The 25,939-nt window shown below is 73.0% G+C and carries 25 protein-coding genes; 15 read left to right on the top strand and 10 right to left on the bottom strand.

Annotated elements, in window-relative coordinates:
* Positions 1-302 precede the first annotated feature (302 nt).
* A complete protein-coding gene (locus ACIQVZ_RS01325; protein ID WP_350878172.1) occupies positions 303-1,031 on the top strand; it encodes a GNAT family protein in 729 nt (242 codons plus the stop codon).
* A gap of 277 nt (positions 1,032-1,308) precedes the next feature.
* The gene (locus ACIQVZ_RS01330) at positions 1,309-2,304 is read left to right on the top strand and encodes a hypothetical protein (RefSeq protein ID WP_402446159.1); all 996 of its coding nucleotides are present in this window, start codon (positions 1,309-1,311) and stop codon (positions 2,302-2,304) included.
* A 44-nt stretch (positions 2,305-2,348) separates the two neighbouring features.
* Here the strand turns inward: ACIQVZ_RS01330 and ACIQVZ_RS01335 are convergent, their stop codons facing one another.
* The 6 genes from ACIQVZ_RS01335 to ACIQVZ_RS01360 form a co-directional block, all read right to left on the bottom strand.
* Entirely contained in the window at positions 2,349-2,864 is a 516-nt protein-coding gene (locus ACIQVZ_RS01335) for a ribonuclease (protein WP_402446162.1), read from the bottom strand.
* Between the two features lie 266 nt (positions 2,865-3,130).
* Complete coding sequence (gene ppdK / locus ACIQVZ_RS01340; RefSeq protein WP_402446164.1) at positions 3,131-5,839, bottom strand: pyruvate, phosphate dikinase; 2,709 nt, start codon at positions 5,837-5,839, stop codon at positions 3,131-3,133.
* Positions 5,840-6,403: 564 nt separating this feature from the next.
* Complete coding sequence (gene dusB, locus ACIQVZ_RS01345; protein WP_402446167.1) at positions 6,404-7,573, bottom strand: tRNA dihydrouridine synthase DusB; 1,170 nt, start codon at positions 7,571-7,573, stop codon at positions 6,404-6,406.
* A gap of 114 nt (positions 7,574-7,687) precedes the next feature.
* Complete coding sequence (locus ACIQVZ_RS01350; RefSeq protein ID WP_402446169.1) at positions 7,688-8,476, bottom strand: DUF4097 family beta strand repeat-containing protein; 789 nt, start codon at positions 8,474-8,476, stop codon at positions 7,688-7,690.
* Positions 8,477-8,478: 2 nt separating this feature from the next.
* Positions 8,479-9,123, bottom strand: coding sequence for a response regulator transcription factor (locus tag ACIQVZ_RS01355; protein ID WP_350878186.1), 645 nt, complete (start codon positions 9,121-9,123; stop codon positions 8,479-8,481).
* Entirely contained in the window at positions 9,111-10,337 is a 1,227-nt protein-coding gene (locus tag ACIQVZ_RS01360) for a histidine kinase (protein ID WP_402446173.1), read from the bottom strand. The genes ACIQVZ_RS01355 and ACIQVZ_RS01360 overlap by 13 nt, the downstream gene beginning before the upstream one ends.
* Before the next feature lie 135 nt (positions 10,338-10,472).
* Between ACIQVZ_RS01360 and ACIQVZ_RS01365 the strand changes: the two genes are divergently transcribed.
* Both ACIQVZ_RS01365 and ACIQVZ_RS01370 read left to right on the top strand, forming a co-directional pair.
* Positions 10,473-11,117: a hypothetical protein gene (locus ACIQVZ_RS01365; protein WP_402446176.1), complete on the top strand. Its 645-nt coding sequence runs from the start codon at positions 10,473-10,475 to the stop codon at positions 11,115-11,117.
* Positions 11,114-11,500 carry a hypothetical protein gene (locus ACIQVZ_RS01370; protein ID WP_350878192.1) on the top strand — a complete coding sequence of 129 codons (387 nt, stop codon included), beginning with the start codon at positions 11,114-11,116 and terminating at the stop codon, positions 11,498-11,500. Before ACIQVZ_RS01365 ends, ACIQVZ_RS01370 begins: the two co-directional genes overlap by 4 nt.
* A gap of 15 nt (positions 11,501-11,515) precedes the next feature.
* Here ACIQVZ_RS01370 and ACIQVZ_RS01375 read toward each other — a convergent pair whose 3' ends face one another.
* Entirely contained in the window at positions 11,516-12,403 is an 888-nt protein-coding gene (locus ACIQVZ_RS01375) for a helix-turn-helix transcriptional regulator (RefSeq protein WP_402446179.1), read from the bottom strand.
* A 102-nt stretch (positions 12,404-12,505) separates the two neighbouring features.
* Here ACIQVZ_RS01375 and ACIQVZ_RS01380 point away from each other — a divergent pair, with 102 nt between their 5' ends.
* Positions 12,506-13,975 carry an MFS transporter gene (locus ACIQVZ_RS01380; protein WP_402446182.1) on the top strand — a complete coding sequence of 490 codons (1,470 nt, stop codon included), beginning with the start codon at positions 12,506-12,508 and terminating at the stop codon, positions 13,973-13,975.
* Positions 13,976-14,136: 161 nt separating this feature from the next.
* On the opposite strand, the gene ACIQVZ_RS01385 is transcribed toward ACIQVZ_RS01380, so the two are convergent.
* Together ACIQVZ_RS01385 and ACIQVZ_RS01390 are read right to left on the bottom strand one after the other, a co-directional pair.
* The gene (locus tag ACIQVZ_RS01385; protein WP_402446185.1) at positions 14,137-14,727 is read right to left on the bottom strand and encodes an alpha/beta hydrolase; all 591 of its coding nucleotides are present in this window, start codon (positions 14,725-14,727) and stop codon (positions 14,137-14,139) included.
* 104 nt (positions 14,728-14,831) lie between these two features.
* Positions 14,832-15,782, bottom strand: a complete 951-nt coding sequence (locus ACIQVZ_RS01390) for a phosphatidylinositol-specific phospholipase C (protein WP_402446187.1) — start codon at positions 15,780-15,782, stop codon at positions 14,832-14,834.
* Between the two features lie 205 nt (positions 15,783-15,987).
* Here ACIQVZ_RS01390 and ACIQVZ_RS01395 point away from each other — a divergent pair, with 205 nt between their 5' ends.
* From ACIQVZ_RS01395 to ACIQVZ_RS01420, 6 genes are all read left to right on the top strand, one after another.
* On the top strand, positions 15,988-16,221 hold the full coding sequence (locus ACIQVZ_RS01395) for a hypothetical protein (RefSeq protein ID WP_402446190.1): 234 nt from the start codon (positions 15,988-15,990) through the stop codon (positions 16,219-16,221).
* Between the two features lie 4 nt (positions 16,222-16,225).
* Positions 16,226-17,296 (top strand): methyltransferase, encoded by a 1,071-nt coding sequence (locus ACIQVZ_RS01400; RefSeq protein WP_402446193.1) that lies wholly within the window; start codon positions 16,226-16,228, stop codon positions 17,294-17,296.
* A gap of 108 nt (positions 17,297-17,404) precedes the next feature.
* Positions 17,405-18,106 (top strand): hypothetical protein, encoded by a 702-nt coding sequence (locus ACIQVZ_RS01405; RefSeq protein WP_402446197.1) that lies wholly within the window; start codon positions 17,405-17,407, stop codon positions 18,104-18,106.
* Positions 18,107-18,165: 59 nt separating this feature from the next.
* On the top strand, positions 18,166-18,744 hold the full coding sequence (locus tag ACIQVZ_RS01410) for an NADAR family protein (protein WP_402446200.1): 579 nt from the start codon (positions 18,166-18,168) through the stop codon (positions 18,742-18,744).
* The gene (locus ACIQVZ_RS01415; protein ID WP_402446203.1) at positions 18,741-19,847 is read left to right on the top strand and encodes a hypothetical protein; all 1,107 of its coding nucleotides are present in this window, start codon (positions 18,741-18,743) and stop codon (positions 19,845-19,847) included. The genes ACIQVZ_RS01410 and ACIQVZ_RS01415 overlap by 4 nt, the downstream gene beginning before the upstream one ends.
* Positions 19,848-19,915: 68 nt before the next feature.
* Positions 19,916-21,004: a hypothetical protein gene (locus tag ACIQVZ_RS01420; RefSeq protein WP_402446205.1), complete on the top strand. Its 1,089-nt coding sequence runs from the start codon at positions 19,916-19,918 to the stop codon at positions 21,002-21,004.
* Positions 21,005-21,094: 90 nt separating this feature from the next.
* Here ACIQVZ_RS01420 and ACIQVZ_RS01425 read toward each other — a convergent pair whose 3' ends face one another.
* Positions 21,095-22,477: a glycine--tRNA ligase gene (locus ACIQVZ_RS01425; RefSeq protein WP_063347506.1), complete on the bottom strand. Its 1,383-nt coding sequence runs from the start codon at positions 22,475-22,477 to the stop codon at positions 21,095-21,097.
* Positions 22,478-22,668: 191 nt separating this feature from the next.
* Between ACIQVZ_RS01425 and ACIQVZ_RS01430 the strand changes: the two genes are divergently transcribed.
* Genes ACIQVZ_RS01430 through ACIQVZ_RS01445 form a run of 4 tightly spaced genes read left to right on the top strand, consistent with a single transcriptional unit; the run spans position 22,669 to position 25,867 of the window.
* The gene (locus ACIQVZ_RS01430) at positions 22,669-23,661 is read left to right on the top strand and encodes a metal ABC transporter substrate-binding protein (RefSeq protein WP_402446208.1); all 993 of its coding nucleotides are present in this window, start codon (positions 22,669-22,671) and stop codon (positions 23,659-23,661) included.
* Positions 23,662-23,676: 15 nt separating this feature from the next.
* Positions 23,677-24,441: a metal ABC transporter ATP-binding protein gene (locus tag ACIQVZ_RS01435; protein ID WP_350878204.1), complete on the top strand. Its 765-nt coding sequence runs from the start codon at positions 23,677-23,679 to the stop codon at positions 24,439-24,441.
* Positions 24,438-25,421 (top strand): metal ABC transporter permease, encoded by a 984-nt coding sequence (locus ACIQVZ_RS01440; RefSeq protein WP_402446211.1) that lies wholly within the window; start codon positions 24,438-24,440, stop codon positions 25,419-25,421. Before ACIQVZ_RS01435 ends, ACIQVZ_RS01440 begins: the two co-directional genes overlap by 4 nt.
* A 35-nt stretch (positions 25,422-25,456) precedes the next feature.
* On the top strand, positions 25,457-25,867 hold the full coding sequence (locus ACIQVZ_RS01445) for a Fur family transcriptional regulator (RefSeq protein WP_350878206.1): 411 nt from the start codon (positions 25,457-25,459) through the stop codon (positions 25,865-25,867).
* The last annotated feature ends 72 nt before the right edge of the window (positions 25,868-25,939 follow it).

Below are 25,939 nucleotides of genomic sequence, written 5' to 3' on the forward strand. Positions count from 1 at the left end.
CACACGACGCATCTTGCCTTCATCTGGCCGCCTGTTTCCTTCGCGCTCCCGTTTCCTCATCGGCCATCTCGCGGACGCACACTGTCCCCTCGCTCATCCCCGCCGGACCGGTCCGTGGACCCGAGTCCGTTCCGGCACCGCGCTGCCCGCCTCCGGGCCGCCGCCCCCGCCCCGCCCGACCGGCTCTCCGGCGTGCGCGGGTACCGGCGGGCGTGCTCCGGGGCCGGGGCGACTGTCCCTGCCTCCCGCGCCGTACCCCGGCACGGGAGGCACCCTCCGACCGATGAAGGACCGAAGGTTCCGTGCCCGTACCTGTCATCCTCACCGGCCGCACCGTGCGGCTGGAGCCCCTCGCCGCGCACCACGCCTCGGCCATCGCCGAGGCCGGCGCCGAAGACCGTACGACCTACGCCTTCACGCCCGTCCCGCACGGCCTCGAAGCGGCCCGCGACTACATCGCGCGCGCCCTCGCCGACCAGGCCGCGGGCCGGTCGCTGCCGTTCGCGACGGTGAACGTGGCAAACGGCCGGGTCGTCGGCTCCACCCGTTTCCTGGAACTCGACTACTGGCAGGGGCCGATGGTCTGGCCACCGGTGCCCGGGGTGCCGTTCGGCGACCCGGCCACGGCCGTCCCGGACGCCGCCGAGATCGGCAACACCTGGCTCTCGCCGCGTGCCCAGGGCACCGGTATCAACACCGAGGCCAAGCTGCTGATGCTGCGCCACGCCTTCGAGACCTGGGGGGTGCAGCGGATCTCGCTGCGCGCCGACGCCCGCAACCAGCGCTCGCGCACCGCCATCGAGCGGCTCGGCGCCACCTCCGAGGGCGTCCGCCGGGCCCACTCGCGCGGGCTCGACGGGGTGGTGCGCTCGACCGCGTTCTACTCGATCCTCGACGACGAGTGGCCCGCGGTGCGGGACATCATCGAGCTGCGGATCGCCGCCGCCACCTCGCCCAGCGCCCCGGATCCGGCGATCAACCAGGAGTGCCTTAGACACGGCGGCGGCCCCGGGCACCTGATCACGGCCTGAAGGACGCCCGCCCGCCCCGCACCGCCGCCCAGCGGTCGCGGGTCGGTTCCTCCCGGACCGGAAGGTCCTCGACGACCGCACCCGGTCGTCGAGGGCCTTCCGGCGTTGCGGCCGGGACGCCACTACCCCACGGCTGCCTCACGGCTCCCCCGAGAGAGCGTGCGCGGCACTCTCCGGCTCAGCGGTTCGACCGGCGCCCCGTCAACCTCATTCTCACAGGCTCCCCCGACGAGGGATGTTTCGCATACACCCGACCCTGGTGGGCAGCACCCCGGGCATGACCCGCGTGAACCCGCTCGACCCCGTCGTGCTGCTCGGCGCCGACCAGCAGCACATCGCCACCCGGGCGCAGCTGCGCCGGCTGGGCGTACCGTCCGGCACCATCGCCCACCGGCTGCGCCCCGGCGGGCCCTGGCAACAGGTGCTGCCCCGGGTGATCTGCCTGCAGTCCGGCCGGTTGACGGCGCATCAGCGGCTGCGCGCCGCGCTGGCGTACGCGAGCCCCAAGGGGCGGGCGCCGCAGGCCGGGGAGGTGCTGCTGACCGGGGACGCGGTGCTGGCCGACGCGGGGCTCCCGAGCGCCGGACACCCGGCGGACCTGGCCCGGATCGACGTCCTGATCCCCGCCCGGCGCCGCGTCGGCGACCGCGAGTTCGTCCGGATCCACCGGTCGGCCGGGCCGCTGCCGGGCGGCTTCGAGCGGGACGACGGGCTGTGGAGCACCACCGTCGCCCGGGCGCTGGCCGACCTCGCGCCGGGCGAGACCGGGCAGCGCCGGTTCCGGGCGCTGTGCGCGGAGGCCGTCCAGCGGCGGCACTGCGAACTCGGCGAGCTGCTGGACCACTTGCTGGCCCGGCCGGGCGCGCTCGGACTGCCGCAGGTGGCCCGGGTGGTGGAGGACCTCACCGCCGGAGTGCGATCGGTGGTGGAGGGCGAGGCCCGCGAACTCCTCGCGCACGCGGGCCTGCCCGAGCCGCTGTGGAACCCGGTGCTCTTCCTGGACGGCCGTTTCCTCGCCGTCCCGGACGCCTACTGGCCGCACGCCTGCGTGGCGTTGGAGATCGACTCCCGCGCCTGGCACCTGCGCCCCGCCGACCACGAACGCGGTCTGGCCCGCGCCAACCGGCTGACCGCCGTCGGGCTCCCCGTGGTCCGCACCACCCCGGTCCAGCTCCGGCGCGACCCCGTCCCGGTGTTCCACGAGCTGACCGCCCTCCTCACCACCGGCCCGCACGGCCCCCACCGCCGGATCAGCTGGCGCCGGGCCCGGTGAGGGGCGAGGGGTGCGGGGTGCGGGGTGTCACGCGGCGTGGGGTGTCAGCAGCGCGGGTCGATCTCCTGGAAGGTCGCGTAGTGGTCCGGCGACCAGTACTGCTCGCCGGAGCCGCCGGTGACCACGCGGCGGGTGCCGCGGTCGTTGGAGCCCGGGGTGACCACGGTGAACTCGTGGTAGTAGCCGCCGGACTTCTTCGGCAGGCGGCTCTCGCGGTTCTCGAAGACGATGCCGTCGCGGTTGTACGGGTACGGGCCGTTCTTGGCGATCAGGCCGAGGGTGTCCTGGGCCTGGCTGGGGAGCTTGCTGCGGCAGACGTCGGCGAGCGCCGGGTCGGCGGGCACCCAGGTGCCGCTCGGGGCGGGGGTGCCGCCGGCGGGCGGGGACGGCTTGGGGGCCGAGGACTTGGCGGCCGAGGCGCCCGCCGAGGTGGCGGCGGAGCTCGCGGCGGCCTGGGGGTGGCTGCTGCCGCCCTTGCCGGCGAGCAGGTACCCGATGCCGGCGACGAGGGCCAGGATCAGGACGGCCACGACGACGAGCGGGCTTTTACGTCTGGTCATGCGCCCCAGCTTGGCAGGCCCGCGGGCACCGCCCGGCCAGCTACACACGTGGCCGCCGCCACATCCGGCCGGCCGGGGAACGCCGGCCGGCAAGCGGGGCCGGGCACAGACGGACGGCCGGGCGGGGACGGACGCCGTTGTCCGTTCCCGCCCTGCCGTTGTTACGTACGCCGGTTCTCCTGCGCCGAGCTCCGGTGTACGCCCTCCCGACGGGGAGGGAAGCGGTCAGTCCGGCCCGCGGCCGAGGAGGGGATGCCTACCCTCTCTCAGCGCGGGTCGCTGCCCGCCGTCTCGATGGCGGCGCGGCCTGCCTCCAGGCGCGCCACCGGGATCCGGAAGGGGGAGCAGGAGACGTAGTCCAGCCCCACCTCGTGGAAGAAGTGGACCGAGTCCGGGTCGCCGCCGTGCTCGCCGCAGACGCCGAGCTTGAGGTCGGGGCGGGTGGCCCGGCCGGCCTCGACGGCGTGCTTGACGAGCGCGCCGACGCCGTCGCGGTCGATGGTCTCGAACGGGGAGACCCCGAAGATGCCCTTCTCCAGGTACGCGGTGAAGAACGAGGCCTCCACGTCGTCCCGGGAGAAGCCCCACACGGTCTGGGTGAGGTCGTTGGTGCCGAAGGAGAAGAACTCGGCGGCCTCGGCGATCTGACCGGCGGTGACCGCGGCGCGCGGCAGCTCGATCATGGTGCCGAGCTTGATGTCCAGCTGGACGCCGGTGGTCTGGGCGACCTCGGCGAGCACGCGCTCGCACTCGTCGCGGACCAGTTCCAGCTCCTGGACGGTGCCGACCAGCGGGATCATCACCTCGGGGCGCGGGTCCCCGCCGGCCAGCCGGCGCTCGGCGGCGGCCTCGGCGATGGCGCGGACCTGCATGCCGAACAGGCCGGGGATGACCAGGCCGAGGCGGACGCCGCGCAGGCCCAGCATCGGGTTCTGCTCGTGCAGCTTGTGCACCGCCTGGAGCAGGCGCAGGTCGTTCTCGTTCGGGTCCTTGCGGGCCTCGGCGAGGGCGACGCGCACCGACAGCTCGGTGATGTCGGGCAGGAACTCGTGCAGCGGCGGGTCGAGCAGCCGGACGGTGACCGGCAGCCCGTCCATGGCCTGGAAGAGCTCCAGGAAGTCGCCCTTCTGGAGCGGCAGCAGGGTGGAGAGGGCGAGCTCGCGGTCCTTGTCGTTGTCCGCCAGGATCAGGTGCTCGACCTCCTTGCGGCGCTCCTCGCCGAGGAACATGTGCTCGGTGCGGCACAGGCCGATGCCCTGGGCGCCGTAGCGGCGGGCGCGCCCGCCGTCCTCGGCGTTGTCGGCGTTGGCGCGCACGGCGAGCCGGCGGCGGACGTCGGCGTGCGCCATCAGCCGGTGGACGGCCTGGACGAGCCCGCCCTGGACGTCGGCGCCGGCGTGCAGGGTGCCCTCGAAGTACTCGACGACGGGGGACGGCAGGACGGGGACCTCGCCGAGGTAGACCTTGCCGGTGGCGCCGTCGATGGAGACGACGTCGCCCTCCTCCAGCACCAGGCCGGCGGCGGTGGTCATCCGGCGGCGCTTGGTGTCGACCTCCAGCTCCTCGGCGCCGCAGACGCAGGTCTTGCCCATGCCGCGGGCGACGACGGCGGCGTGCGAGGTCTTGCCGCCGCGCGAGGTGAGGATGCCCTCGGCGGCGATCATGCCGTCCAGGTCGTCCGGGTTGGTCTCGCGGCGGACCAGGATGACCTTCTCGCCGGAACGGGACCACTTGACGGCGGTGTAGGAGTCGAACACGATCTTGCCGATGGCGGCGCCGGGCGAGGCGGCGAGGCCCCAGGCGATCTGCTGGGACTCGGCGTTCGGGGCGAAGCGCGGGAACATCAGCTGCGAGAGCTGGCCGCCGGTGACCCGCATGAGGGCCTCGTCCAGGTCGATCAGGCCCTGGTCGACCAGCTGGACGGCGATCCGGAAGGCCGCGGCGGCGGTGCGCTTGCCGACGCGGGTCTGCAGCATCCAGAGCTTGCCGCGCTCGATGGTGAACTCGATGTCGCAGAGGTCGCGGTAGTGGTTCTCGAGCGTCTGCATGATCGTCATCAGCTCGTCGTACGACTTCTTGTCGAGCTTCTCCAGCTCGGCCAGCGGCAGGGTGTTGCGGATGCCGGCGACGACGTCCTCGCCCTGGGCGTTGGACAGGTAGTCGCCGTAGACGCCCTGGGCACCGGTGGAGGGGTCGCGGGTGAAGGCGACACCGGTGCCGGAGTCCTCGCCGAGGTTGCCGAAGACCATGCTGCAGACGTTGACCGCGGTGCCGAGGTCGTTCGGGATGCGCTCCTGCCGGCGGTACAGGCGGGCGCGGTCGCCGTTCCAGGAGTGGAAGACGGCGTGGATGGCGAGGTCCATCTGCTCGCGCGGGTCCTGCGGGAAGGCCCGGCCGGTCTCGCGCTCGACGATGCCCTTGAACACCTCGACGAGTGCCCGGAGGTCGGAGGCGTCCAGGTCCAGGTCGTCGGCGGTGCCCTTGGCGTGCTTGGCCTCGTCCAGGGCCTCCTCGAACAGCTCGCCGTCGACGCCCAGCACGGTCTTGCCGAACATCTGGACCAGGCGGCGGTAGGAGTCCCAGGCGAAGCGCTCGTTGCCGGACTGGGCGACGAGACCGACCACCGAGGCGTCCGAGAGGCCGATGTTCAGGACGGTGTCCATCATGCCGGGCATGGAGAACTTGGCGCCCGAGCGCACCGACACCAGCAGCGGGTCGTCGGGCTGGCCGAGCTTCTTGCCCATCTCCTGCTCGAGCGCGTCCAGGTGGGCGCCGATCTCCTGGTGCAGCGAGGCCGGCTCGCTGCCGGTCTCCAGGAAGACCTTGCAGGCCTCGGTGGTGATGGTGAACCCCGGAGGGACGGGGAGGCCAAGGTTGGTCATCTCGGCCAGGTTCGCGCCCTTGCCGCCGAGAAGGTCCTTGAGGTCCTTGTTTCCTTCAGTGAAGGAGTAAACAAACTTCTGCTGGGACGGCACGGGTCGGTCTCCTCGTACGCGGTTGCCCTGACGCCGGAGAACATACCCATTTCGAAGGTTCTTCTCTGCCCCGAATAGGCCGTACGAGGCCGGTACCCGGGGGTAACCCGATAGATCGAATGCACATAAAGGCGTTCACCTCTGTTGGTGAAATCGTCCGGATGACGCTAGCCCGCCTTCAAGTCTTGAACGAATGGAAACACGAAGATCGCACGATTCGGACGCTGGGTAGCGGTCGCGGGTCACCCGCGTCGCCCCGGCTTGATTTCCTGCACTCGGATCGGCCGATCACCGGCCCACCGGCTTCGGGAAGCGATTCACAGTCGACCTGTCCATTTCGTCCACCGGCCCGCCATCGGGCGCCGCCACATGTGGCAAGCGTCACCAGCGCATCTCACCGGTCGAACGTAGTCCGCCTCCGCCGATCGTCGCACTCCGTCCAGAAACGTGCCCGTTCCGTGACATCGGACCGCCAAAAAGGAGCCCTCCTGTCCAGATTGGACAAGAGGGCTGGGACCGAGTGGCAGTGGGCCCCGGAGGGGCGATTTCGCCACTACGGACAGATCATCCGCCAGAGGTGTCCGATTCGGCGTCCGCCCCCGGTCGGGCGCAGTCGTACGGATCGTCCAACCAGCCCTCGGGCAGCACCACCCGGTTGTTGCCGGCCGTACGCCCGCGCGGCCCGTCCGCACCGGCCGGCCAGGCCTGGGACTGCTCCACCAGGGCGAGGGTTTCGGCCAGTTCGACCAGGGAGGAGGAGTTGGCGAGCTTCACCCGCAGCTCCGAGCCGACCGAGAAGCCCTTGGTGTACCAGGCGACGTGCTTGCGGAAGTCGATCACGCCGCGCGCCTCGTCCCCGATCCACTCGCCGAGCAGCTGCGCGTGCCGCACCATGGCCCGCGCCACGTAGCCGAAGTCCGGACGGGCGTAGTCGACCTCGCCCTCGAAGATCGAGACCAGGTCCCTGAACAGCCACGGCCGGCCCAGGCAGCCGCGGCCCACCACGACGCCGTCGCAGCCGGTCTCCCGCATCATCCGCAGCGCGTCGTCCGCCGACCAGATGTCCCCGTTGCCCAGCACCGGGACGTGCGCCGGAACGGACTCGCGCAGCCGGGCGATCGCCGACCAGTCGGCCGTACCGCCGTAGTGCTGGGCGGCGGTGCGCCCGTGCAGGGCGATCGCGGCCACGCCCTCCTCGGCGCCGATCCGGCCGGCGTCCAGGTAGGTGAGGTGGTCGTCGTCGATGCCCTTGCGCATCTTCATGGTGACCGGCAGATCGCCCGCGTTGGCCACGGCCTCGCGCAGGATCTCGCGCAGCAGGTTGCGCTTGTACGGCAGCGCCGAGCCGCCGCCCTTGCGGGTCACCTTGGGGACGGGGCAGCCGAAGTTGAGGTCGATGTGGTCGGCCAGGCCCTCGTCCGCGATCATCCGGGCGGCCTTGCCGACCGTCACCGGGTCCACGCCGTACAGCTGGATCGAGCGCGGCTTCTCGCTGGCGTCGAACTTGATCAGCTGCATGGTCTTGGCGTTGCGCTCGACCAGGGCCCGGGTGGTGATCATCTCGGAGACGTACAGGCCCTTGCCGCCGCTCTGCTCGCGGCAGAGGGTGCGGAACGGCGCGTTGGTGATGCCGGCCATCGGCGCCAGCACGACGGGCGGCCACACCCGGATCGGGCCGATGTCCAGCGGCGCGAACTCGGCGTCGGGCGCGGTGGGTGCGGGCGTGGCTGTCATGCGCGGCTGACCTCGGGGCAGGGGAACGGGACTCTCCATTGTCCCCCACTCGGGTCAGCCCCGGTTTCCGGGCCGCTCCAGGCCGCTCCGGGCCTCCCAGGGCCCCAGACCTCTCTAGGCCGGGTCGATCGTGATCGAGCCCGAGGTGACCGAGCCGTGGATCCGGTTCGGGCTGGCCGGGTCCGCCAGGCTCGGGTCGATGTGGCGGCTGCCGCTGCCGACCTCGCCGCTGAAGGCGTAGTGGGAGTCCTGCGGCAGCGCCAGCTTCACCGAGCCCGACCCGCTCCTGGTGTCCACCGACCGCGGCGCCTTGGAGAAGGCCAGGTCGACCGCCCCCGAGGTGGTCTCCGCGTACACCTGCTCCGAGCTCAGGTCGGTGCCCTGCACCATCCCGGAGGTGGCGTGCGCATACACCTGCCCGGACGTGCCGATCAGTTTCAGCTCGCCCGAGGTGAGGTCCATCCGGACGCCGCCGCTCAGGCCGTCCACCTCGACGCTGCCCGAGCTCACCTGCCCCGAGACGTCGGTACCGGCCGGCACCTCCAGCTCGATCTGGGCACCGCAGCCGAAGTCGGCGAACGGCAGGAACGTCCGGCACTCCATGCCGACCGTGAGCACGTCACCGTCGAAGGTGGTCGACACCGACGGCTTGCGCACCATCCAGTCCAGGTTCTGCCGGACCACCACCCGGCCGTCGCGGCCCGCCCTGATCCGCACCGAGGCGCTGCCGGTGTCCAGCCGGAGCTTGTGGACGACGACGTTGTACGACTGCGTCGAGGTCGTCTGCTGCTGCACCACCATCGCCCAGGTCTGCATCCCGGCGCCGATCATGACGATCGCGATCGCGAGCGTGCCGGTGGTCCGCCAGGCCTTCCGCCCCCACGCCTTCGTCGGTCCGCCCACGGCTACCCGACCTCCAGGAACCGCAGCACCGCCAGCACCCGGCGGTGGCTGTCGTCGGCCGGCGGCAGGTCGAGCTTGGTGAAGATCGAGTTGATGTGCTTGGCCACCGCGCTGTCGCTGACCACCAGGGCGGCCGCGATCGCGGCGTTGGAGCGGCCCTCCGCCATCAGGCCGAGCACGTCCCGCTCGCGCGGGGTCAGCTTCTCCAGCGGGTCCCGGTGGCGGCGCACCAGCAGCTGGGCCACCACCTCCGGGTCCAGCGCGGTGCCGCCCGCGGCGACCCGCTGCAGCGCGTCCACGAAGTCGTCCACGTTGGCCACCCGCTGCTTGAGCAGGTAGCCGACGCCGCTGGTGTTGGTGGCCAGCAGGTCGGCGGCGTAGCGCTCCTCCACGTACTGGGAGAGCAGCAGCACGGCGACGTCCGGCCACTGCCGGCGGATCATCAGCGCGGCCTTCACGCCCTCGTCGGTGAAGCCCGGAGGCATCCGGACATCCGCCACCACCACCTTCGGGCGGTGCTCCTCGACGGCCGCCAGCAGCTCGGTGGCGTCCCCGACGGCGGCGGCGACCTCGAAGCCCACCGCCTCCAGGACCTTGACCAGGCCGACCCTCAGCAGGACCGAGTCCTCGGCGATCACAGCGCGCACGGCAACTCCACGGTGATGGTGGTGGGGCCCCCGAGGGGGCTGAGAACGGACAGCGTGCCGTCGACGGAGGCGGCGCGCTTGCGCAGGCCGGTCAGCCCGGTACCGCGGGAGGCGTCCGCACCGCCCACGCCGTCGTCGCTGATGACCAGGCGCAGCCGGCCGCCGACCGTCCGCACCGAGAGGTCGACCCGCTGGGCGCGGGCGTGCTTGGCCACGTTGGTCAGGGCCTCGGAGACGGTGAAGTAGGCGACCGCCTCGACGGTCGGGACGACCGGCTCGGCGAGGTGCACGTCCAGGCGCACCGGCAGCGGGGCGCGGGCCGCGATGCCGGACAGCGCCGCGTCCAGGCCGCGGTCCTCCAGGACCGCCGGGTGCAGGCCGCGGACCAGGTCGCGCAGCTCGTCGATGGCCGCCTGCGCCTCCTCGTGCGCGTCCACGATCACCTGCATGACCTCGGGCGGGACGTCCTTGAGGGTGCGCCGGGCCAGGCCCAGGTTCATCGCGAGGGAGGTCAGGCGCTGCTGGGCCCCGTCGTGCAGGTCCCGCTCGATCCGGCGGCGCTCGGCGTCCACCACGTCGACCAGCCCGGCCCGGCTCTCGGCGATCTCCTCGACCCGCCGCTCCAGCGCCTCCGCCCGGTTGGGGCCGAGCAGCAGCTGGGCCGTGCGCACCTCCAGCCAGGCCGCCAGCGCCGCCAGCCAGGGCATCACGGCCAGCAGCAGCACCCCGGCGACCGTGATCAGGACGTCCAGCCCGGCCAGCTCCGAGCGCAGCGGGCTGCCGGCGGGCATCAGCCAGACCCAGCCGTACACGCCGGCCATCACCACGCCGGCGCCCCAGGCGTACAGCACCACCAGCGCGCCCGCCGCCAGCAGCGGGCCGGCCAGCAGGTGGTGGACGCTCTGGCGCCAGGTCAGCCCCAGCAGCAGCCGGCCCGGCAGCCAGGCCCACGGCTCGCCCGGGCGCGGCGGCGACACCTCCACCCCGCGCAGGGCGCGCAGCCGGCCGCGCTGGGCGGCGGTGAGCGGGCGCGTGCAGACGAGGACCAGGACCGTCATCGGGAAGAGCAGCCTGGACTCGGTGACGGCCAGCCAGACCGGCAGGGCCATCGGGAGGCCGGCGGCTATGAAGCGGGTGTCCCGCCAGGCCTCGGGCGACCACGGGGGGCGCCGAAGGCTCCTGACGAGCGCTCGGCGCAACGTGGTGGAGGGCATGACCGACAGCGTAGGGCGCGATGATCAACGGCCGCCATGAAGGGGGGCTCACGGTCGGGGTGTAGCCAGGTACACCCCGGATTCGGAGCACGGCACCACCGACAGCGGCCCGTGATCGACGGGAAGCTGGACGGCATGACGAGCACCGCATCGCACTCCGCCACCCCGCCGCACCGGCGGCCCGTCCCCGGGAGCCACGGGGGTGTTCCCGGGGACGCGCTCCGCCGGACGGCGGGGCCGGAGGGGACGCTGCCGGTCGGGGCCGGGCCCTGGTCGGTCCGCAGCCTGGTCGGCCGCCGCGGCCGGGCCGCGCTGGAGGTGTACCAGGACGGCGAGTTGGCCGATGTCCTGGTCGCCGCCCGGCTCACCCCGCAGCTGCTGCGCGGTGCTCGGCGCAGCCCGGCCGGCGGGCGGGCGCACCACGTGCTCGCCTGGGGCCGGCTGGCGGCCGACGGTGGTGCGCCCGCGGTGGCGTTCACCGCCGGGCGGCTGGCCGGGCCGCTCGGGTTCGTGCGGCCGTTCCGGTCCGTGCGCTCGCTCTGGTCCGTACGGTCGCTCCGGTCCGTGCGCTCGCTCCGGTCGGCCGGGCCGTTCCGGTTCGAGCGGCCGGCCGTCGGCGCCGAGGTGGTCACCGTCGCCGGGCGGTTCTGGCTCGCCTGGGCCGAGGGCCCGTACACCGGGGTACTGGTCCGGCACCCCGGCGCGGACACCACCGAGCGGCAGCCGCTGGAACGGGTGCGGCGCCGGGGCGAGGCCGCGGTCGTCGGAGGGGCGGCATGAGCACCGCCGTCCTCGCCGGCCGCCCGGCCGCCGCCCTCGTCCTGCCCGCCCGCTTCGAGCGGGTGCCCGCCGTGGCCGCCGTCGCGCTGCTGCCCTGGCTCGCGGTCCTCGCCGCCTGCCACGAGACCCCGTGGGTGGTGCTCGACCTGCTGGAGTTCTCCGCGCTGCTCTCACTCGACGCCCTGCTGCGCCGACGCAGCGCCGCCGCCGGCTGGGCCGGCGCAGCGGTGGCCCTGCTGCTCGCGGGGGACGCGCTGGCCGACATCGCCTGCGCCGGCCCGGGCCACGCGGTACTCGCCGCCCTGGTGATGGCGCTCGGCGTCGAACTGCCGCTCGCGGTGGTGTGCGTGCTGCTCGGGCGTGCCGTCCTCGCCCCTCGCTAGAAGCCGTCGGGCCGGCTAGCAGCTGCTGGGCAGTCGGTTCATCAGCTCGCGGGTGTCCTCGTCCAGCGGGGTGTACGTGATCATCCGCGTCCCGAGTCGGGGGCCGAGCCAGAAGCTGGTGTACTCGCAGCGCAGCAGTCCGACGCCCGGCACCTGGAACCGTTTGATCCCGTTGCTCGGCCCCATCACCTCGTGCCGCTGCCAGACCTCCGCGAAGTCCGGCGAGGTCTTGAGCAGCCGGGCCAGCAGCGCCTTCCAGGCGGGCTCCGCGCTGTGGTCGGCCATCGCGGCGCGGAACCGGGCCACCATGCCGAGGCGTTCGGTCCGGTAGTCGATCAGCACCTCGCGGAACCGCGAGGGGGCGAACGCCAGCCACATCAAGTTGCGGTCCTCGGGCGGAAGTTCGTTGAGATCACCGATGATCGCGGTGTACTGGGCGTTGTACGCGAGCACGTCGTAGCGGGCGTTGACGGCCACGGCCGGGTACGGCGCCATCTGCTCCAGCACCAGCCGCACGCTCGGGGTGACCGAGGGGCACTCCTTCACCGGCGCCGGATCCTCCGCGCCGGCCAGGGTGAACAGGTGCGCGCGCTCGCTCGGGTCCAGCAGCAGGGCGCGGGAGACCGCGTCCAGCACCTGGGTGGACACCTGGATGTCGCGCCCCTGCTCCAACCACGTGTACCAGGTCACCCCGACGGCGGCGAGCTGCGCGACCTCCTCGCGGCGCAGCCCCGGCGTGCGGCGGCGGCCGGTCGGGGGCAGGCCCACCTGGTCGGGTGCGATCCGCTCGCGGCGGCTGCGCAGGAAGGCCGCCAGGTCGTGCCGGCGGGCGTCGTCGGGGGCGGTCCGGGCTTGCGCCGCCGAGGCGGACCGGGCTTGCGCGGCCGGTGTGGTGAGGCTCATGGTTCCTAGCATGCGCCAGCCCGGAGCCTGTTGCCAGGTACTTCTTATACCTGGATAACCACACTCTGGTACCAGGGTACGACCAGGCGGATCGTAGGACCCGTGACCCAACAACTCGCCGTCGCCCCCGACCCGGTCCGCACCGCCACCACCCCCGGCACCGCGACCGCGACCGCCGCCCGCACCGCCGCCCCCTCCCTCGGCACCGCCGGGCTGGTCACCGTCCTGCTCGGGGCCTTCCTGCCGATGCTCGACTTCTTCATCGTCAACGTCGCGCTGCCCACCATCGACCACGACCTGGCCGCCGGGCCCGCCGTCCTGGAACTCGTCGCCGCCGGCTACGGCATCGCCTTCGCCGTCCTGCTCGTCCTCGGCGGGCGCCTCGGCGACATCTTCGGCCGCCGCCGGCTCTTCGTCGTCGGCGCCGCCGCCTTCGCCCTCACCTCGCTCGCCTGCGGCCTCGCCCCCGGCGCCTGGACGCTGGTCGCCGCCCGCGCCGCCCAGGGCGCCTCGGCCGCGCTGCTGATCCCGCAGGTCCTCGGCACCATCACCGCCGCCACCGACGGCGCCCGGCGCGGCCGCGCCCTCAGCATCTACGGCGCCGTCGGCGGCATCTCCGTGGTGATCGGGCAGGTGCTCGGCGGCATGCTCGTCGCCGCCGACCTGTTCGGCACCGGCTGGCGCTCCGTCTTCCTGCTCAACGTGCCGTTCGCGCTGCTCGCCATGGTCCTCGCCGTCCGCTACGTCCCGGAGAGCCGGGCCACCCAGGCCGCCCGGGTCGACGTGCCCGGCACCGTCCTGCTCACCGCCTCGCTGCTCGCCCTGCTCGTCCCGCTGATGGAGGGCCGCGCCGCCGGCTGGCCGCTCTGGTCCTGGGTGCTGCTCGGGCTGTTCCCCGTCCTCGCCGCCGCCTTCGTCCTGGTCGAGCGCCGGGCGGAGCAGCGCGGCGCCACCCCGCTGGTGCCGCCGTCCCTGCTGCGCATCCCCGAGATGCGGCGCGGCCTCGGCATCGCCCTGCCCTACTTCGCCGGCTTCGGCGGCTTCATGTTCGTCATCGCCGTCGCCCTCCAGCAGGGCCTCCACCTCGGTCCGGTCGCGGCCGGCTGGGCGCTCGTCCCGATGGCCGTCGGCTACTTCACCGCCTCGCTCTCCGGCCCCCGCCTGATCGGCCGCTACGGCAGCCGGGTGCTGAGCGCGGGCGCCGTCATCCAGGCCGCCGGCCTGGCCACCCTCGCCGTCACCGTCCTCGCCGACTGGTCGCACTTCTCCCCGCTGCGGATGGCGCCCGGCGTCGCCCTCGCCGGCATCGGACAGGGCCTGATCGGCACCCCGCTGTTCCGCGTCGTCCTCGCCAAGGTGCCCGCCGCCCGGGCCGGCGTCGGCAGCGGCGTCCTGGCCACCGGCCAGCAGTCCAGCCTCGCCCTCGGCGTCGCCACCCTCGGCACCCTCTACCTGTCGCTCTCCCCCGGCCTCGGCATGGACCGCGCCCTCGCCCTCTGCCTGGGCCTCCAGCTCATCGGCTCCTTCGTCATCCTGTACCTGACCACCCGCCTCCCCCGCTCCATCGGCTGAGCCCACCGGCCCCACGGGCCACGGCGACGGCAACGGCAACGGCCCCGCGATCGGCACCCGATCGCGGGGCCGCCGCCACGCCGCGGGGCACCTCCTGCGCAGCCCGCCACCCGGGAGGCGTGGACCGCGCCGGCACCCCGGGGGAACCGGCCGGCCGCCCGCTAGATTTCGAGTGAGCCGACGAAGCGGTCCAGCCGCGAGACGACCTGCCGCAGCACCCCGACCGACCCCACGGGATCATCCGCCAGCTCAAGGGAGTGGTCCGCCGAGGGCACTTCCAGGACCTCGTGCCCCACCGATCCGGCGACCTGCCGATCCCACAGCTTGTCGGCGCTCCCGCCGACAAGGAGCGTCGGCGCTTCGGATCGGCGGAGGGAGCGCGCCACCTGGTCGAAGGTCAGGACGGGCGTCAGCCAGGCCGCCGCCATCCTCCGATCGGCCGCGATGCCACAGGCGAGCGAGCCCAAGGACTTGCCGACCAGAAGACGGCAGGCCTCCCCCTCGGCGGCGACGGCCCCGCCGACCTGCCGCTCGACCCAGGCGATCCGATCGTCCACGGTCAGCTGGGGAAGGTCGTGCGGGGCCTGCCACCACAACTCCTGCACGGTCCAACCGTGGTGGAGCAGTACGGCACGGGCGAAGTGGAGCAGCGGCCTCGCGGGCGAGTAGCCGCCCCCGGGAATGACGAGTGCGACACGGTCGGGGTCGCCGTCGAAACGGGTGGGGAGCGCGAAGGGGGAGGGAGCAGGCATGCCGGCAGGCTACCCAGCGACGGGGAGCCTGCAACGGCGAGTCGGCGGGCCGGTTCGGGGGGCCGGTTCGGGGGGCCGGTTCGGGGGGCCGGTTCGGGGGGCGGTCAGCGGCCGATGAAGTTCTTGTCGATGAGCAGTTGCAGGACGTCGGTGTGGAAGTCGGGGAAGTCCATCGGGACGATGCCGAAGTGGGCGGGCTGCTGGCGGCGGGCGTTCAGGTAGTCGCGGACGGGGGGCACGATGGCGGCCGCGTTGACCTTGGGCCAGCCGCCGTTGGCGTAGCTGGTGAAGTTCACGTACATCCGCGGGGAGCCCTGGTCGAGGAAGGCCCGGTCGAACCAGTCGGTGACGGCCTTGGACTTGGCGGCGAGGCTGATGCCCTGGAAGGTGTCCTGGGTGGCGAACCAGGTGTTGGTACCGCTGGACCACTGGATGACGGACCACGAGTTGGCGAAGTCGGCGGCGAGGACGACGCGGCCGCGGGCCTGGCCGAGGGTGGGCCACCAGGGGTTCGTCCAGAACAGGCCCCGGTAGCCGAGGTCGTCCAGGTAGTGGTTGATCCGGCGCTGGAACTCGGCGTCGTCGAGCCGGTTCCCGCCCGCGTACTCGTTCCTGACGCGCATGACCAGGCCCTCGCCCGGGTTGGCGGCGAGGAAGGCGCGGCACTGGTCGAGGACGTCCTGGAGGCGGACGTACTGGTAGTTGTCGCTGTGGTAGATGCCGAGTTCGTCGGCCGTCCCGGCGAGCCCGTTGCAGCGGATGTCGAGGAAGCGGATGCCGCGCTGGAGCTGTTCGGGCACGCCCCAGTTCTGGGTGTGGGACCACTCGGTGCCGTGCAGCGGGTCGGTGCAGCAGGAGTCGTGGGTGCCGGGGATCGTCAGGGCGGTCAGCGGCGTGGCGTCGTCCAGGGCACTCATCCAGGCGGACGGGCTGACGGCTGCGGCCGTGGCTGCGGCTTCAGCTGCCACCGCGTCCGGGCCGAACGCGGCGGCGGCCAGGAGGGCGCCGCCGGCACCGGCTCCCCAGCGCAGGACGTCACGACGGGTGGGGCTCATGCGGGCTCCTCACATCGACCTCTGGAAGGGGGAATTGTCATGCCCCCTTCCCGATCTGCTCGATGGGAGGGGCCCCGAAACCCGTGGCGCGCGGCACGAGAAATCGGCCTGGTCGACCTCCCGTGCGGCGGGTCGGTGGAATTGACCCTTCCGTGGAGATGGTTCGTCATGGGACGATCCAGGCCCGGGGGAAAGGTGAGACCTCATGACCTTCGTCATCGCGTTCCTGGTCGCGCTCGTGGCCACCATCGTCGGCACGACCGCCTTCCTGAGTCGCCGAGAGCGCGCCCGCAGCGGCCACTCGGACGACACCGCTGGACTGCTGATCGAACACCAGCGAACCGCCCACGCCGCCCAGCTGCGCGGGACCTACTCCAGCCAGGCCGTCCACCACGGCACCGGGCTGATCACCGACGACCTGCACAAGCACTACTCCTAGGCCCATGACCCCGGACACCGCCGCCGCCCGCCGTGCGCTCGCCGACCGGCTCGAGGCGGTCGGCGCCCTGACCAGCCCGGCGCTGCGGGCGGCCGTGGAGGCCGTGCCCCGGGAGCCGTTCCTGCGACCCGGGGTGTTCGTGCCCGCCCGGCGCCGCTGGCGGCCGGTGACCGAGCGCGGCGCCGACCCTGCCGAGTGGGTCGAACTCGCGCACAGCAACCGGTCGTTGGTCACCCAGCTCGACGGGCATCTGACCGCCGACCAGGTCTCCGCGCCCGTCCGGGGCTTCCCCACCGCCTCCACCACCGCCCCGGCCCCCACTGTCCGCATGATCGACGCCCTGGACGTCGAAAACGGGCACACCGTGTTGGAGATCGGCACCGGCGCGGGCTACTCGACGGCCCTGCTCCGCCACCTCCTCGGCGAGCGCGACGTCAGCACCGTCGAGGGCGACCCCGAGGGCACGCACGACCGGGTGATCGCCACCCACGCGGTGCGCCGCATCCCCTACGCCTGGGTCCAGCGAACCAGGCCCGGCGGCGCGATCCTGGCCACGATCGGCACCTGGCCCGAGGGCGCCGGCCTGGCCAGGGTCACCGTCGCCGCCGACGGCACCGCGGACGGCCGGTTCATCGACCGCTCCACCCTCCCTCCCGCCCGACCCGATCGCCCGGCGTCCCCGGTCGGCACCCTCGCGACCCGGGCGGGGGCGGCCGCGCCGACGCGGCCGGCGCACGTCTCCCCCACCCTCCTCAACGAACCGACACCGGCCCTCCTCATCCAACTCGCCTTCCCCAGAGCCAAGTTCGCCGTGTCGATCGGAGCGGACCTGGAGTCGATCCACTACCTGGCCACCCCCGAATCCGTCGCCGAGGTCGCCGACGACACCTACGGCTGGACGGTCCACCAGAGCGGCCCGGTCGCCCTGTGGGACGAGGTCGAGCGCATCCTCACCGCCTGGCAGGAGGCAGGCCGCCCCGACCTCACCGCCGTCCGCCTGCGGATCACCGACCGGGCGACCCGCTACTGGATCGACGACCACCCCGCCCTCTGCTGGGAGCACTGCGCCACCTGACGCCCCGACAGAACATCTCCGGGAATCGGGCGATCCCCAGGACGGCGGAGCCGACCGATGGAATGCTGTGGCTCGATCCGACCGCCGCACCCACCCGGGGAGCCACCCATGCCGCTGTTCGGCAGCCGCAAGAACCTTCCGAGGCCGCTGTGCGACGAGCACGGCCCGTGCCAGGCGCTGGCGAAGATCTCGGTCTTCGAGGTCCGGGACCGGCTGCGGCTCCTGATCACCAGGAGCCGTGGCCTGGGGCCCGATCCGATGGCGCGGCAGATCGACGACGAGCTGTCGGTCGTCCTCTGCGTGGACGCCGGCAAGCGGGCCGGCAAGGCCGAGGCCCTGTCGATAGCCGAACACGCCGCCGGCCAGTGGAGCATCAGCCGGGCCGAGCTGTGGGAGCGGGCCTTCGCGAACCTGGCCACCGAGCAACTCAACCGGCAGGTCTTCGACGCGTCCAACGGCGACACCGTCCACACCGTCAACGGGATGGGGGCCTGGCCCGGCGCCGCCCACGCGCTGCGCCTGGAGAACGCCATCGGAGGGGGCATCGAGCTGCCCAACGGCGCTCTGGTCGCCCTGCCGACGAACAACGCGCTCTGCGCGGTGCCGATCCGCACCAGCCTGTCGCTGAACGCCATCCGCTTCCTGATCGACCTGTCGAAGGAGCTCGCGGCCGGCGATCCGGCCCCGCTGACCCCGTCGCTCTTCTGGTACCGGGACGGCTGGATCGAGAACCTCAACGTCGGCTCGGACGGCATGATGCGCGTGTCGCCCCGCTTCCGGGACATGGCGAACGCGCTGCCCGCCGGCTGACCCGACCGGTCACCGAAAACCCGCTGGCCCGACGGCCCCCTTTACGTCAGAATGACGATATGAGCGAGATGCGTGTGGGGGCCTCTGCCGACGTCCGTAGCCGGGCGGAGCTGGCGGCGCTGATGGCCACCGGGGTGCGGCCGAAGTGGCTGATGTTCTGGGGGCACACCGAGCGGAAGGGCGGGGGGACGCGGCGGGAGTGCCTGAGCCAGTGGTGGCCCGGGGAGTTCACCGTCGACGGGGTCGCGTACGCGTCCGCCGAGCACTGGATGATGGCGGGGAAGGCCCGGATGTTCGGGGACGAGGCCATCGAGCGGCAGGTGCTGGCGGCCCGCACGCCGGCCGAGGCGAAGAAGCTGGGGAGGCTGGTCGAGGGGTTCGACGACGCGGCCTGGACGGCCGGCCGGTTCGAGCTGGTCGTCGAGGGGAACGTCGCGAAGTTCGGCCAGGACGAGGCACTGCGCGCCTACCTGCTGGGCACCGGCGACCGCGTTCTGGTCGAGGCCAGCCCGGTGGACCGGATCTGGGGCATCGGGCTCGCGGCCGACGACATCCGCGCCGAACGGCCCGACGAGTGGCGGGGGTTGAACCTGCTCGGCTTCGCGCTGATGGAGGCGCGGGCCCGGCTGGCCGGATGAGGGCGGTCGGCCCGGTGCTGGACGGCACGGTGGTGGTGTCGGCCGCCGCCGCGCTGGCCCTGGCGCCCGGGGTGTGGCGGCGGGAGGTCCGGCCGGGGCGCGGGGGGCGCTTCGGCCCGGAGGGGGTGCTGGCCCTGGTCGTGGCGCTCGTCTACCTGAACCAGGTGCTGTTCGCCGTGTACGTGCAACGGGTGCGGGGCGGGAGTACGGCGTTCATCGCCCGCTACCTGCCGCCCGGGTGGTTCGACGTGCCTCGCGGCAACCCGGCGGTCGACTGGCTGGCGGCGCACTTCCCCGCGCCCGAGCTGCTCGCGCCCACCGTGCTCCGCGTCCAGGCGTTCCTCGAACTCCCGCTGGTGCTGCTGGCGTTCGCCGCCGTACTGCGACGCCTGGACCACGGCCTCTACGTCCGGGCGGTGCGCTCGCCGCTGACCGGGCTCGCGGCCGCCTCGTACACGGTGGCGTTCTGCGCCGTGGAGTGGGACCTGCGGAATCCGTACACGGTGGACGACATCGTGCTGCGGACGGCCTCGGCGCTCGTCACACCGCCGCTGCTCGTCTGGCTGGCCTCTCGCGAACGGGCCCGGCCACCCCGCGGCCCGCTGCTGTTCACGCTCGACCTGTGGGCGTTCGGCACGCTGATGCTGACGCTGTACGACACCGCGCTGCTGTACGACCTGGCCCGGCTCGGCGACCATCTCGCCGGCGCGCTGGTCGCGTTGGCGGTCCTGGCCGCCACCCGGTTCGCGCCGTGGAGCGGCGGTCCGGCCGGGGCGCACACCACCGCGCTGACCGACACGCTCGGGCGGGCCCTCGTCCTGTTCTTCGTCCCCGCGCTGGCCGTCCGCTACGGCGTCTCCTTCGGCACCCCCGAACTGGCCGCCGCCGCGGGGCTCGTGGTGCTCCTGCCCGCGGTGCGGACGGTCCGACTGATCCCCGCCGCCCTGGTCGGGGCGGCCGTCGGGTACGCCGTCGCCGTGGTCGCACCCGGCTCGTACTACGAGGCGACCCTGCTGCGGAGCGCGACCGGCGCACTTCTCGCAACGACCGCCGTCTGCGCGCTCCTTGACACCAGTCGCGCACGACTGGACGTGCTCCCTTAACTCCCCCGCCACATAGCGACGCCAGGATGTCCCGCAGTCAGGGGAGAGATGGACGGGGTGGGGCGATCATGCGCATGCGGCCGACGGCACGAGATGCGGGCCAGGACCCGGAGGGCGAGCAGCAGGCGTACGAACTCCGGGCGGAGCTGGACGAGTTACTGCGCGCGAGCCGCTACGCGAGCCAGCGGGAGCGGCGGTTGAACGAGGCGATCCGGGCGGCGCCGGGCCGCCAGCGGCCGGACGGGGACCTGCTGCGGCAGCTGGCCCAGGCGCGCACCCTGCGCGAGGGCCTGGGCGCCCGCTGCCTCCAACTGAGCGATCGGCTGGAGGCGTTGGAGAACCGGCTGCGGAGCCGACAGTCGGAGTCGCAACCGGCCCAGGCCCCGCCGCCCCAGGACCGACCCGCCCGACCCGCCCGACCCGACATCGGCGCCCTCGCCGAGCGGGTGGCGGCCCTGCACCGCGCTGGCGCCATCGCCGAGGCGACGGAGCTGCTGTCCCGGGCGGCCACCGGCCTCGACCCGGCGGACGCCGCGCTGCTGGCCGGCATGCTCTCCCGGCGCGGTCCGACGGGCGCGTCCCTGCACCTAGCCAGGAGCGCCGCGCGGTGCGCCCCCGAGCAGGCGGTGGCGATGCTGGCGGAGTTGCGCGAGCTGGGGCTGGCGGAGGAGGCGGCGGAACTGTTCCACGCGTTCTGGGGCTATCCGGCGTCGGCCCTGCCCGCCCTGCTGGCCGCGCTGGAGCGGGCCGGGCAGGGCGCGGACGGCGCGACGCTGCTGTGGGAGTGGGGTTCGGCCCCGACGCAGGAGCTGACGGCGCTGGCGACCGGCCTGCGCCGCACGGGCCGGCACGCCGACGTGCGGACGCTGCTGCGCCAGGCGGCCGGCCGGCCGACGGCGGAGCTGGCCGCGCTGGCGGCGGAGCTGCCGGCCGAGCTCGCGACCGTCCTGCTGTACGAGCTGGCGGCGCTGCGCCCGCCGATGGAACTGGTCAAGCTGGCGGCCGCGTTGGACACCAGCCCGGAGCTGTACGGGCGGTTGCTCGCCGCGCTGCTCGCCGACGGCGCCCGGCACCGGGCGACGCTGGCCGCCCTGCGCAGCGCCGGCCTCCCGACCGAACCGGCCGCGGCCCCCCGGTCCCGCTGGGGCAGGCGGTAAGCGGGGGCGGAAACGGCGGGAACACGCGGGAGCCCCCGCCCGCCCCGGAAGGACCGGGGCGGACGAGGGCTCCAGACGGGCGGAGCCGGCTCAGCAGCCGATCAGCCGCGCGCCCAGGTACGCCTTGACCTGGTCGAGCGAGACGCGCTCCTGCGACATGGTGTCGCGGTCGCGGACGGTCACCGCGTTGTCCTCGAGGGTGTCGAAGTCGACGGTGACGCAGAACGGCGTGCCGATCTCGTCCTGGCGGCGGTAGCGCTTGCCGATGGCGCCGGCGTCGTCGAACTCGACGTTCCACGCGGTGCGCAGGTCGGCGGCGAGGCCGCGGGCCTTCGGCGAGAGGTCGGCGTTGCGCGACAGCGGCAGGACGGCGACCTTGACCGGGGCCAGGCGCGGGTCGAGCCGCATGCCGACGCGCTTCTCCATGACGCCCTTGGCGTTGGGCGCCTCGTCCTCGAAGTAGGCGTCGATCAGGAAAGCCAGCATGGCGCGGTTGAGGCCGGCCGCCGGCTCGATGACGTACGGGAAGTACCGCTCGCCGCTCTCCTGGTCGAAGTACTTGAGGTCCTGGCCGGACGCCTCGCTGTGCACCCGCAGGTCGTAGTCGGTGCGGTTGGCGACGCCCTCGAGCTCGGAGTACTCGCTGCCACCGAAGTTGAAGCGGTACTCGATGTCCACCGTGCGCTTGGCGTAGTGGGAGAGCTTCTCCTTCGGGTGCTCGAAGAAGCGCATGTTCTCGGTGCGCAGGCCCAGGTCGACGTACCAGTCCCAGCGCTGCTGGAGCCAGTACTCGTGCCACTGCTCGTCCTCGCCCGGCTTGACGAAGAACTCCATCTCCATCTGCTCGAACTCGCGGGTGCGGAAGATGAAGTTGCCGGGGGTGATCTCGTTACGGAAGCTCTTGCCGGTCTGGGCGATGCCGAACGGCGGCTTCTTGCGCGACGTGGTCTGGACGGCCTTGAAGTTGGTGAAGATGCCCTGGGCGGTCTCGGGCCGCAGGAAGGCCAGGCCGCTGGCCTCCTCGGTGACGCCGAGGTGGGTCTTCAGCATGCCCGAGAAGTCCTTGGGCTCGGTGAACTGGCCCTTGGTGCCGCAGTCGGGGCAGTTGACGTCCTTGAGGCCGTTCGGCGGCGGGAAGCCGTGCTTGGCCTCGTACTTCTCCTCCAGGTGGTCGGCCCGGTGGCGCTTGTGGCAGGAGAGGCACTCGGTCAGCGGGTCGTTGAAGGTGGCGACGTGGCCGGAGGCCTCCCACACCTCGCGCGCGAGGATCACCGACGAGTCGAGTCCCACGACGTCCTCACGGGCCTGGACCATCGCGCGCCACCACTGGCGCTTGATGTTCTCCTTGAGTTCGACGCCCAGCGGCCCGTAGTCCCAGGCGGCACGCGTGCCGCCGTAGATCTCGCTGCAGGGGTAGACGAAGCCACGGCGCTTGCTCAGGCTGACGATCGTGTCGATCTTGTCGGCGGCCACAGTGCTCTCTTCAGTACGTACGGCACGGTCAGGGCACGGCTGGTTGCGCGTACCCGAATACCTCAGGTTACCGGCCATATGGGTACGGGGTTCAAATCGGTATCGTCCGGCCCCTCCCAGCCACGGCCACCTGCCGTTCACCCGTCCGAGTGAGTTGACAATCATTTCCAGATAAGATGAGAATGATTGTCATGATGATCGGACGACGTACCCGCAGCTCCATAGCCATCGCCGCCACCGCCCTCACCGCCTCCCTCGTCCTGACCGCCTGCGGTGGCAGCAGCAGCGCCCAGGGCGCCGACGGCAAGCTGAAGGTCGTCGCCTCCTTCTACCCGATGGAGTACCTGGCCCAGCAGATCGGCAAGGAGCACGTCGCGGTCACCGACCTCACCGCGGCCGGTGTCGAGCCGCACGACCTGGAGCTCACCGCCAAGCAGGTCGCCACCGTGCAGAAGTCCGACGCGATCATCTACCTCAAGGGCCTCCAGCCCACCGTCGACCAGGCCGTCGGCCAGTCCTCGGCCAAGTACAAGATCGACGCCACCGCCGCCAGCCCGCTCGTCGACCACCACCTCGACGAGGGCACCGAGGCCGACGGCCACCAGCACGAAGGCCCGGCCGGCGACCCGCACATCTGGCTCGACCCGACCCGCTACGCGGCGATCGCCAAGAGCGTCGGCGACGGGTTCGCCAAGGCCGACCCGGCCCACGCCGACGACTACCGCAAGAACACCGAGGACCTGGTCGGCCGGCTGACCACGCTGGACCAGGAGTTCCGGGACGGCCTGAAGGACGCCAAGTCCAGGACCTTCGTCACCAGCCACGCCGCCTTCGGCTACCTCGCCGACCACTACGGCCTCACCCAGGTCGCCATCAACGGCGTCGACCCCGAGTCCGAGCCCACCCCGGCCCGCCTCGCCGACGTACAGAAGGCCGCCAAGGACAACGGCGTCACCACGATCTTCTTCGAGACCCTGGTCAGCCCCAAGCTCGCCGAAACCGTCGCCAAGGACCTCGGCCTCAAGACCGCCGTGCTGGACCCGCTGGAGGGCGTCAAGGACCCGGGCAAGGAGGACTACCTCTCGGTCATGAAGCAGAACCTGGCCAACCTCCAGGCCGCCCTCGGCGCCACCCCCGCCGCACCCGGCGCCACTCCCACCGCGACCGGCACCCCCACCAGCTGACGGGACGACAGCACCATGACCCACCCGATACCCCCGGCCGTCCGCCTCCGCGACGCCGTCGCCTCGCGCGGCGGTCGGCCGGTGCTGCGCGGCGTCGACCTCACCGTCCAGCCCGGCGAGGTGGTCGCCCTGCTCGGCGCCAACGGCTCCGGCAAGTCCACCACCGTCAAGGCCGTGATCGGCTCCGTCCCGCTGGGGCAGGGCACGCTGGAGCTGTTCGGCATCCCGTACGCCGGCTTCCGCGCCTGGCACCGGATCGGGTACGTCCCGCAGCGCACCACCGCCGCCTCCGGCGTGCCGGCCACCGTGCGCGAAGTGGTCTCCACCGGACGGCTGCCGCAGCACCGGCTGCTGCCGTTCCGCCGCCGGGACCGCGCGGCGGTGGACCGCGCGCTCGCCGCCGTCGGCATGCTGGAGCGCGCCGGGGACGGCGTCGCCGACCTGTCCGGCGGCCAGCAGCAGCGGGTGCTGATCGCCCGCGCCCTGGTCGGCACCCCCGACCTGCTGATCATGGACGAGCCGATGGCCGGCGTGGACGCCGCCAGCCAGCAGGTGCTCGCCGACACCCTGCGCGCCGAGGTCGCCCGCGGCGCCGCCGTCCTCCTCGTGCTGCACGAACTCGGGCCGCTGGAACCGCTGATCGACCGCGCCGTGGTGCTGCGGGACGGCTGCGTCGCACACGACGGCCCGCCCGTGCCCAACACCGGCCTGCACGCGCTGCCCGGCCACGACCACGTCCACCCGCACGCCGACCACACCCCGCCGAGGCTGCTGGCATGACCGAGATGCTCTCCTACGACTTCATGCAGCGCGCCCTGCTCGCCGCCGTCCTGGTCGGGATCACCGCCCCGGCCGTCGGCATCTACCTGGTGCAGCGCCGGCAGGCCCTGATGGGCGACGGCATGGGACACGTCGCGATGACCGGCGTCGGCCTCGGCTTCATCTTCCAGACCAGCCCGGTCTGGATGGCCGTGCTGGTCTGCGTGCTCGGCGCCGTCACGATGGAACTCGTCCGCTCGCGCGGCAACCAGCGCGGCGACATCGCCCTGGCGATGCTCTTCTACGGCGGCATGGCCTGCGGCAAGCTGCTCGTCTCGCTCTCCGCCCAGGCCGGCGCCGGCTCGCTGGAGAGCTACCTGTGGGGCTCCATCCTCACCGTCGCCCCGACCGACCTGATCACCATCGCGGTGCTCGGCGCGGTGGTCGTCGCGGTCACCATCGGCCTGCGCCGACAGCTCTTCGCGATCTGCCAGGACGAGGACTTCGCCCGGGTCACCGGCCTGCCGGTGCGCACGCTCAACCTGCTGCTCGCGGTGATGGCCGCCGTCACCGTCACCGTCGCGATGCGGGTGGTCGGACTGCTGCTGGTCAGCGCCCTGATGGTGGTCCCGGTGGTCGCCGCCCAGCAGCTCACCCGGTCGTTCGCCGCCACCCAGGCGGCCTCGATCGCGCTCGGCGTGGTGGTCTCGCTGGCCGGCGTCACCGGCTCCTACCACCTCAACGTGCCCTCCGGCCCGGCCATCGTGCTGCTCGCCATCGCGGTCTTCGCGGTGTTCAGCCTGCTCGCCGCGCCGCTCGCCCGGCGGCGGCACCGCAGGGGCGTCACGGACCCCGGACCGAAGGTCTGCGACGTCGCCCTGCCGGAACAATCCCCGGATCACATCCCGGATCACATCCCGGGGCAGATCCCGGGGCAGATCCCGGGCCGCGGTTCCTCCGACGCGATCACTCCGGAGCGGGGGGCGGGGCTGGCACAATGAGGTGCGAGACGCCCACCACCCCAGGAGGACCCACGGTGACCACCGCAGGCCCGTCGCCGCGCGCCCGCTCGACCCGGCAACGTGCCGCCGTCTCGGCGGCCCTGGACGAGATCGAGGACTTCCGCAGCGCGCAGGAGCTCCACGACATGCTCAAGCACCGCGGGGACTCCGTCGGTCTGACCACGGTCTACCGCACCCTCCAGTCGCTCGCCGACGCCGGCGAGGTGGACGTGCTGCGCACCGCCGACGGCGAGGCCGTCTACCGCCGGTGCAGCAGCGGGCACCACCACCACCTGGTGTGCCGGCACTGCGGCGCCACCGTCGAGGTGGAGGGCCCGGCGGTGGAGCGCTGGGCCAACGCGGTCGCCGCGGAGCACGGGTTCAGCGACATCGCGCACACCCTGGAGATCTTCGGCACCTGCGCGGAGTGCGCCAAGAAGGCCTGAGCAGCGGAGCGGCGGTACGGCGAAGGGCCCGTGGGAGCGATTCCCACGGGCCCTTCGCCGTACCGCCGCCGT

It is taken from the genome of Kitasatospora sp. NPDC098663, assembly GCF_044760075.1.
Classification (GTDB): Bacteria; Actinomycetota; Actinomycetes; order Streptomycetales; family Streptomycetaceae; genus Kitasatospora.

What these genes read in the sequence shown, in the direction of transcription:
- ACIQVZ_RS01360 (WP_402446173.1), bottom strand. Translation starts at nt 10,337, where the DNA reads ATGCCCTCCACCACGTTGCGCCGAGCGCTCGTCAGGAGCCTTCGGCGC.
- dusB (WP_402446167.1), bottom strand. Translation starts at nt 7,573, where the DNA reads ATGACAGCCACGCCCGCACCCACCGCGCCCGACGCCGAGTTCGCGCCG.
- ACIQVZ_RS01430 (WP_402446208.1), top strand. Translation starts at nt 22,669, where the DNA reads ATGATGATCGGACGACGTACCCGCAGCTCCATAGCCATCGCCGCCACC.
- ACIQVZ_RS01385 (WP_402446185.1), bottom strand. Translation starts at nt 14,727, where the DNA reads ATGCCTGCTCCCTCCCCCTTCGCGCTCCCCACCCGTTTCGACGGCGAC.
- ACIQVZ_RS01415 (WP_402446203.1), top strand. Translation starts at nt 18,741, where the DNA reads ATGAGGGCGGTCGGCCCGGTGCTGGACGGCACGGTGGTGGTGTCGGCC.
- ACIQVZ_RS01440 (WP_402446211.1), top strand. Translation starts at nt 24,438, where the DNA reads ATGACCGAGATGCTCTCCTACGACTTCATGCAGCGCGCCCTGCTCGCC.
- ACIQVZ_RS01335 (WP_402446162.1), bottom strand. Translation starts at nt 2,864, where the DNA reads ATGACCAGACGTAAAAGCCCGCTCGTCGTCGTGGCCGTCCTGATCCTG.
- ACIQVZ_RS01375 (WP_402446179.1), bottom strand. Translation starts at nt 12,403, where the DNA reads ATGAGCCTCACCACACCGGCCGCGCAAGCCCGGTCCGCCTCGGCGGCG.
- ACIQVZ_RS01420 (WP_402446205.1), top strand. Translation starts at nt 19,916, where the DNA reads ATGCGCATGCGGCCGACGGCACGAGATGCGGGCCAGGACCCGGAGGGC.
- ACIQVZ_RS01405 (WP_402446197.1), top strand. Translation starts at nt 17,405, where the DNA reads ATGCCGCTGTTCGGCAGCCGCAAGAACCTTCCGAGGCCGCTGTGCGAC.
- ACIQVZ_RS01365 (WP_402446176.1), top strand. Translation starts at nt 10,473, where the DNA reads ATGACGAGCACCGCATCGCACTCCGCCACCCCGCCGCACCGGCGGCCC.
- ACIQVZ_RS01410 (WP_402446200.1), top strand. Translation starts at nt 18,166, where the DNA reads ATGAGCGAGATGCGTGTGGGGGCCTCTGCCGACGTCCGTAGCCGGGCG.
- ACIQVZ_RS01395 (WP_402446190.1), top strand. Translation starts at nt 15,988, where the DNA reads ATGACCTTCGTCATCGCGTTCCTGGTCGCGCTCGTGGCCACCATCGTC.
- ACIQVZ_RS01435 (WP_350878204.1), top strand. Translation starts at nt 23,677, where the DNA reads ATGACCCACCCGATACCCCCGGCCGTCCGCCTCCGCGACGCCGTCGCC.
- ACIQVZ_RS01390 (WP_402446187.1), bottom strand. Translation starts at nt 15,782, where the DNA reads ATGAGCCCCACCCGTCGTGACGTCCTGCGCTGGGGAGCCGGTGCCGGC.
- ACIQVZ_RS01400 (WP_402446193.1), top strand. Translation starts at nt 16,226, where the DNA reads ATGACCCCGGACACCGCCGCCGCCCGCCGTGCGCTCGCCGACCGGCTC.
- ACIQVZ_RS01370 (WP_350878192.1), top strand. Translation starts at nt 11,114, where the DNA reads ATGAGCACCGCCGTCCTCGCCGGCCGCCCGGCCGCCGCCCTCGTCCTG.
- ACIQVZ_RS01330 (WP_402446159.1), top strand. Translation starts at nt 1,309, where the DNA reads ATGACCCGCGTGAACCCGCTCGACCCCGTCGTGCTGCTCGGCGCCGAC.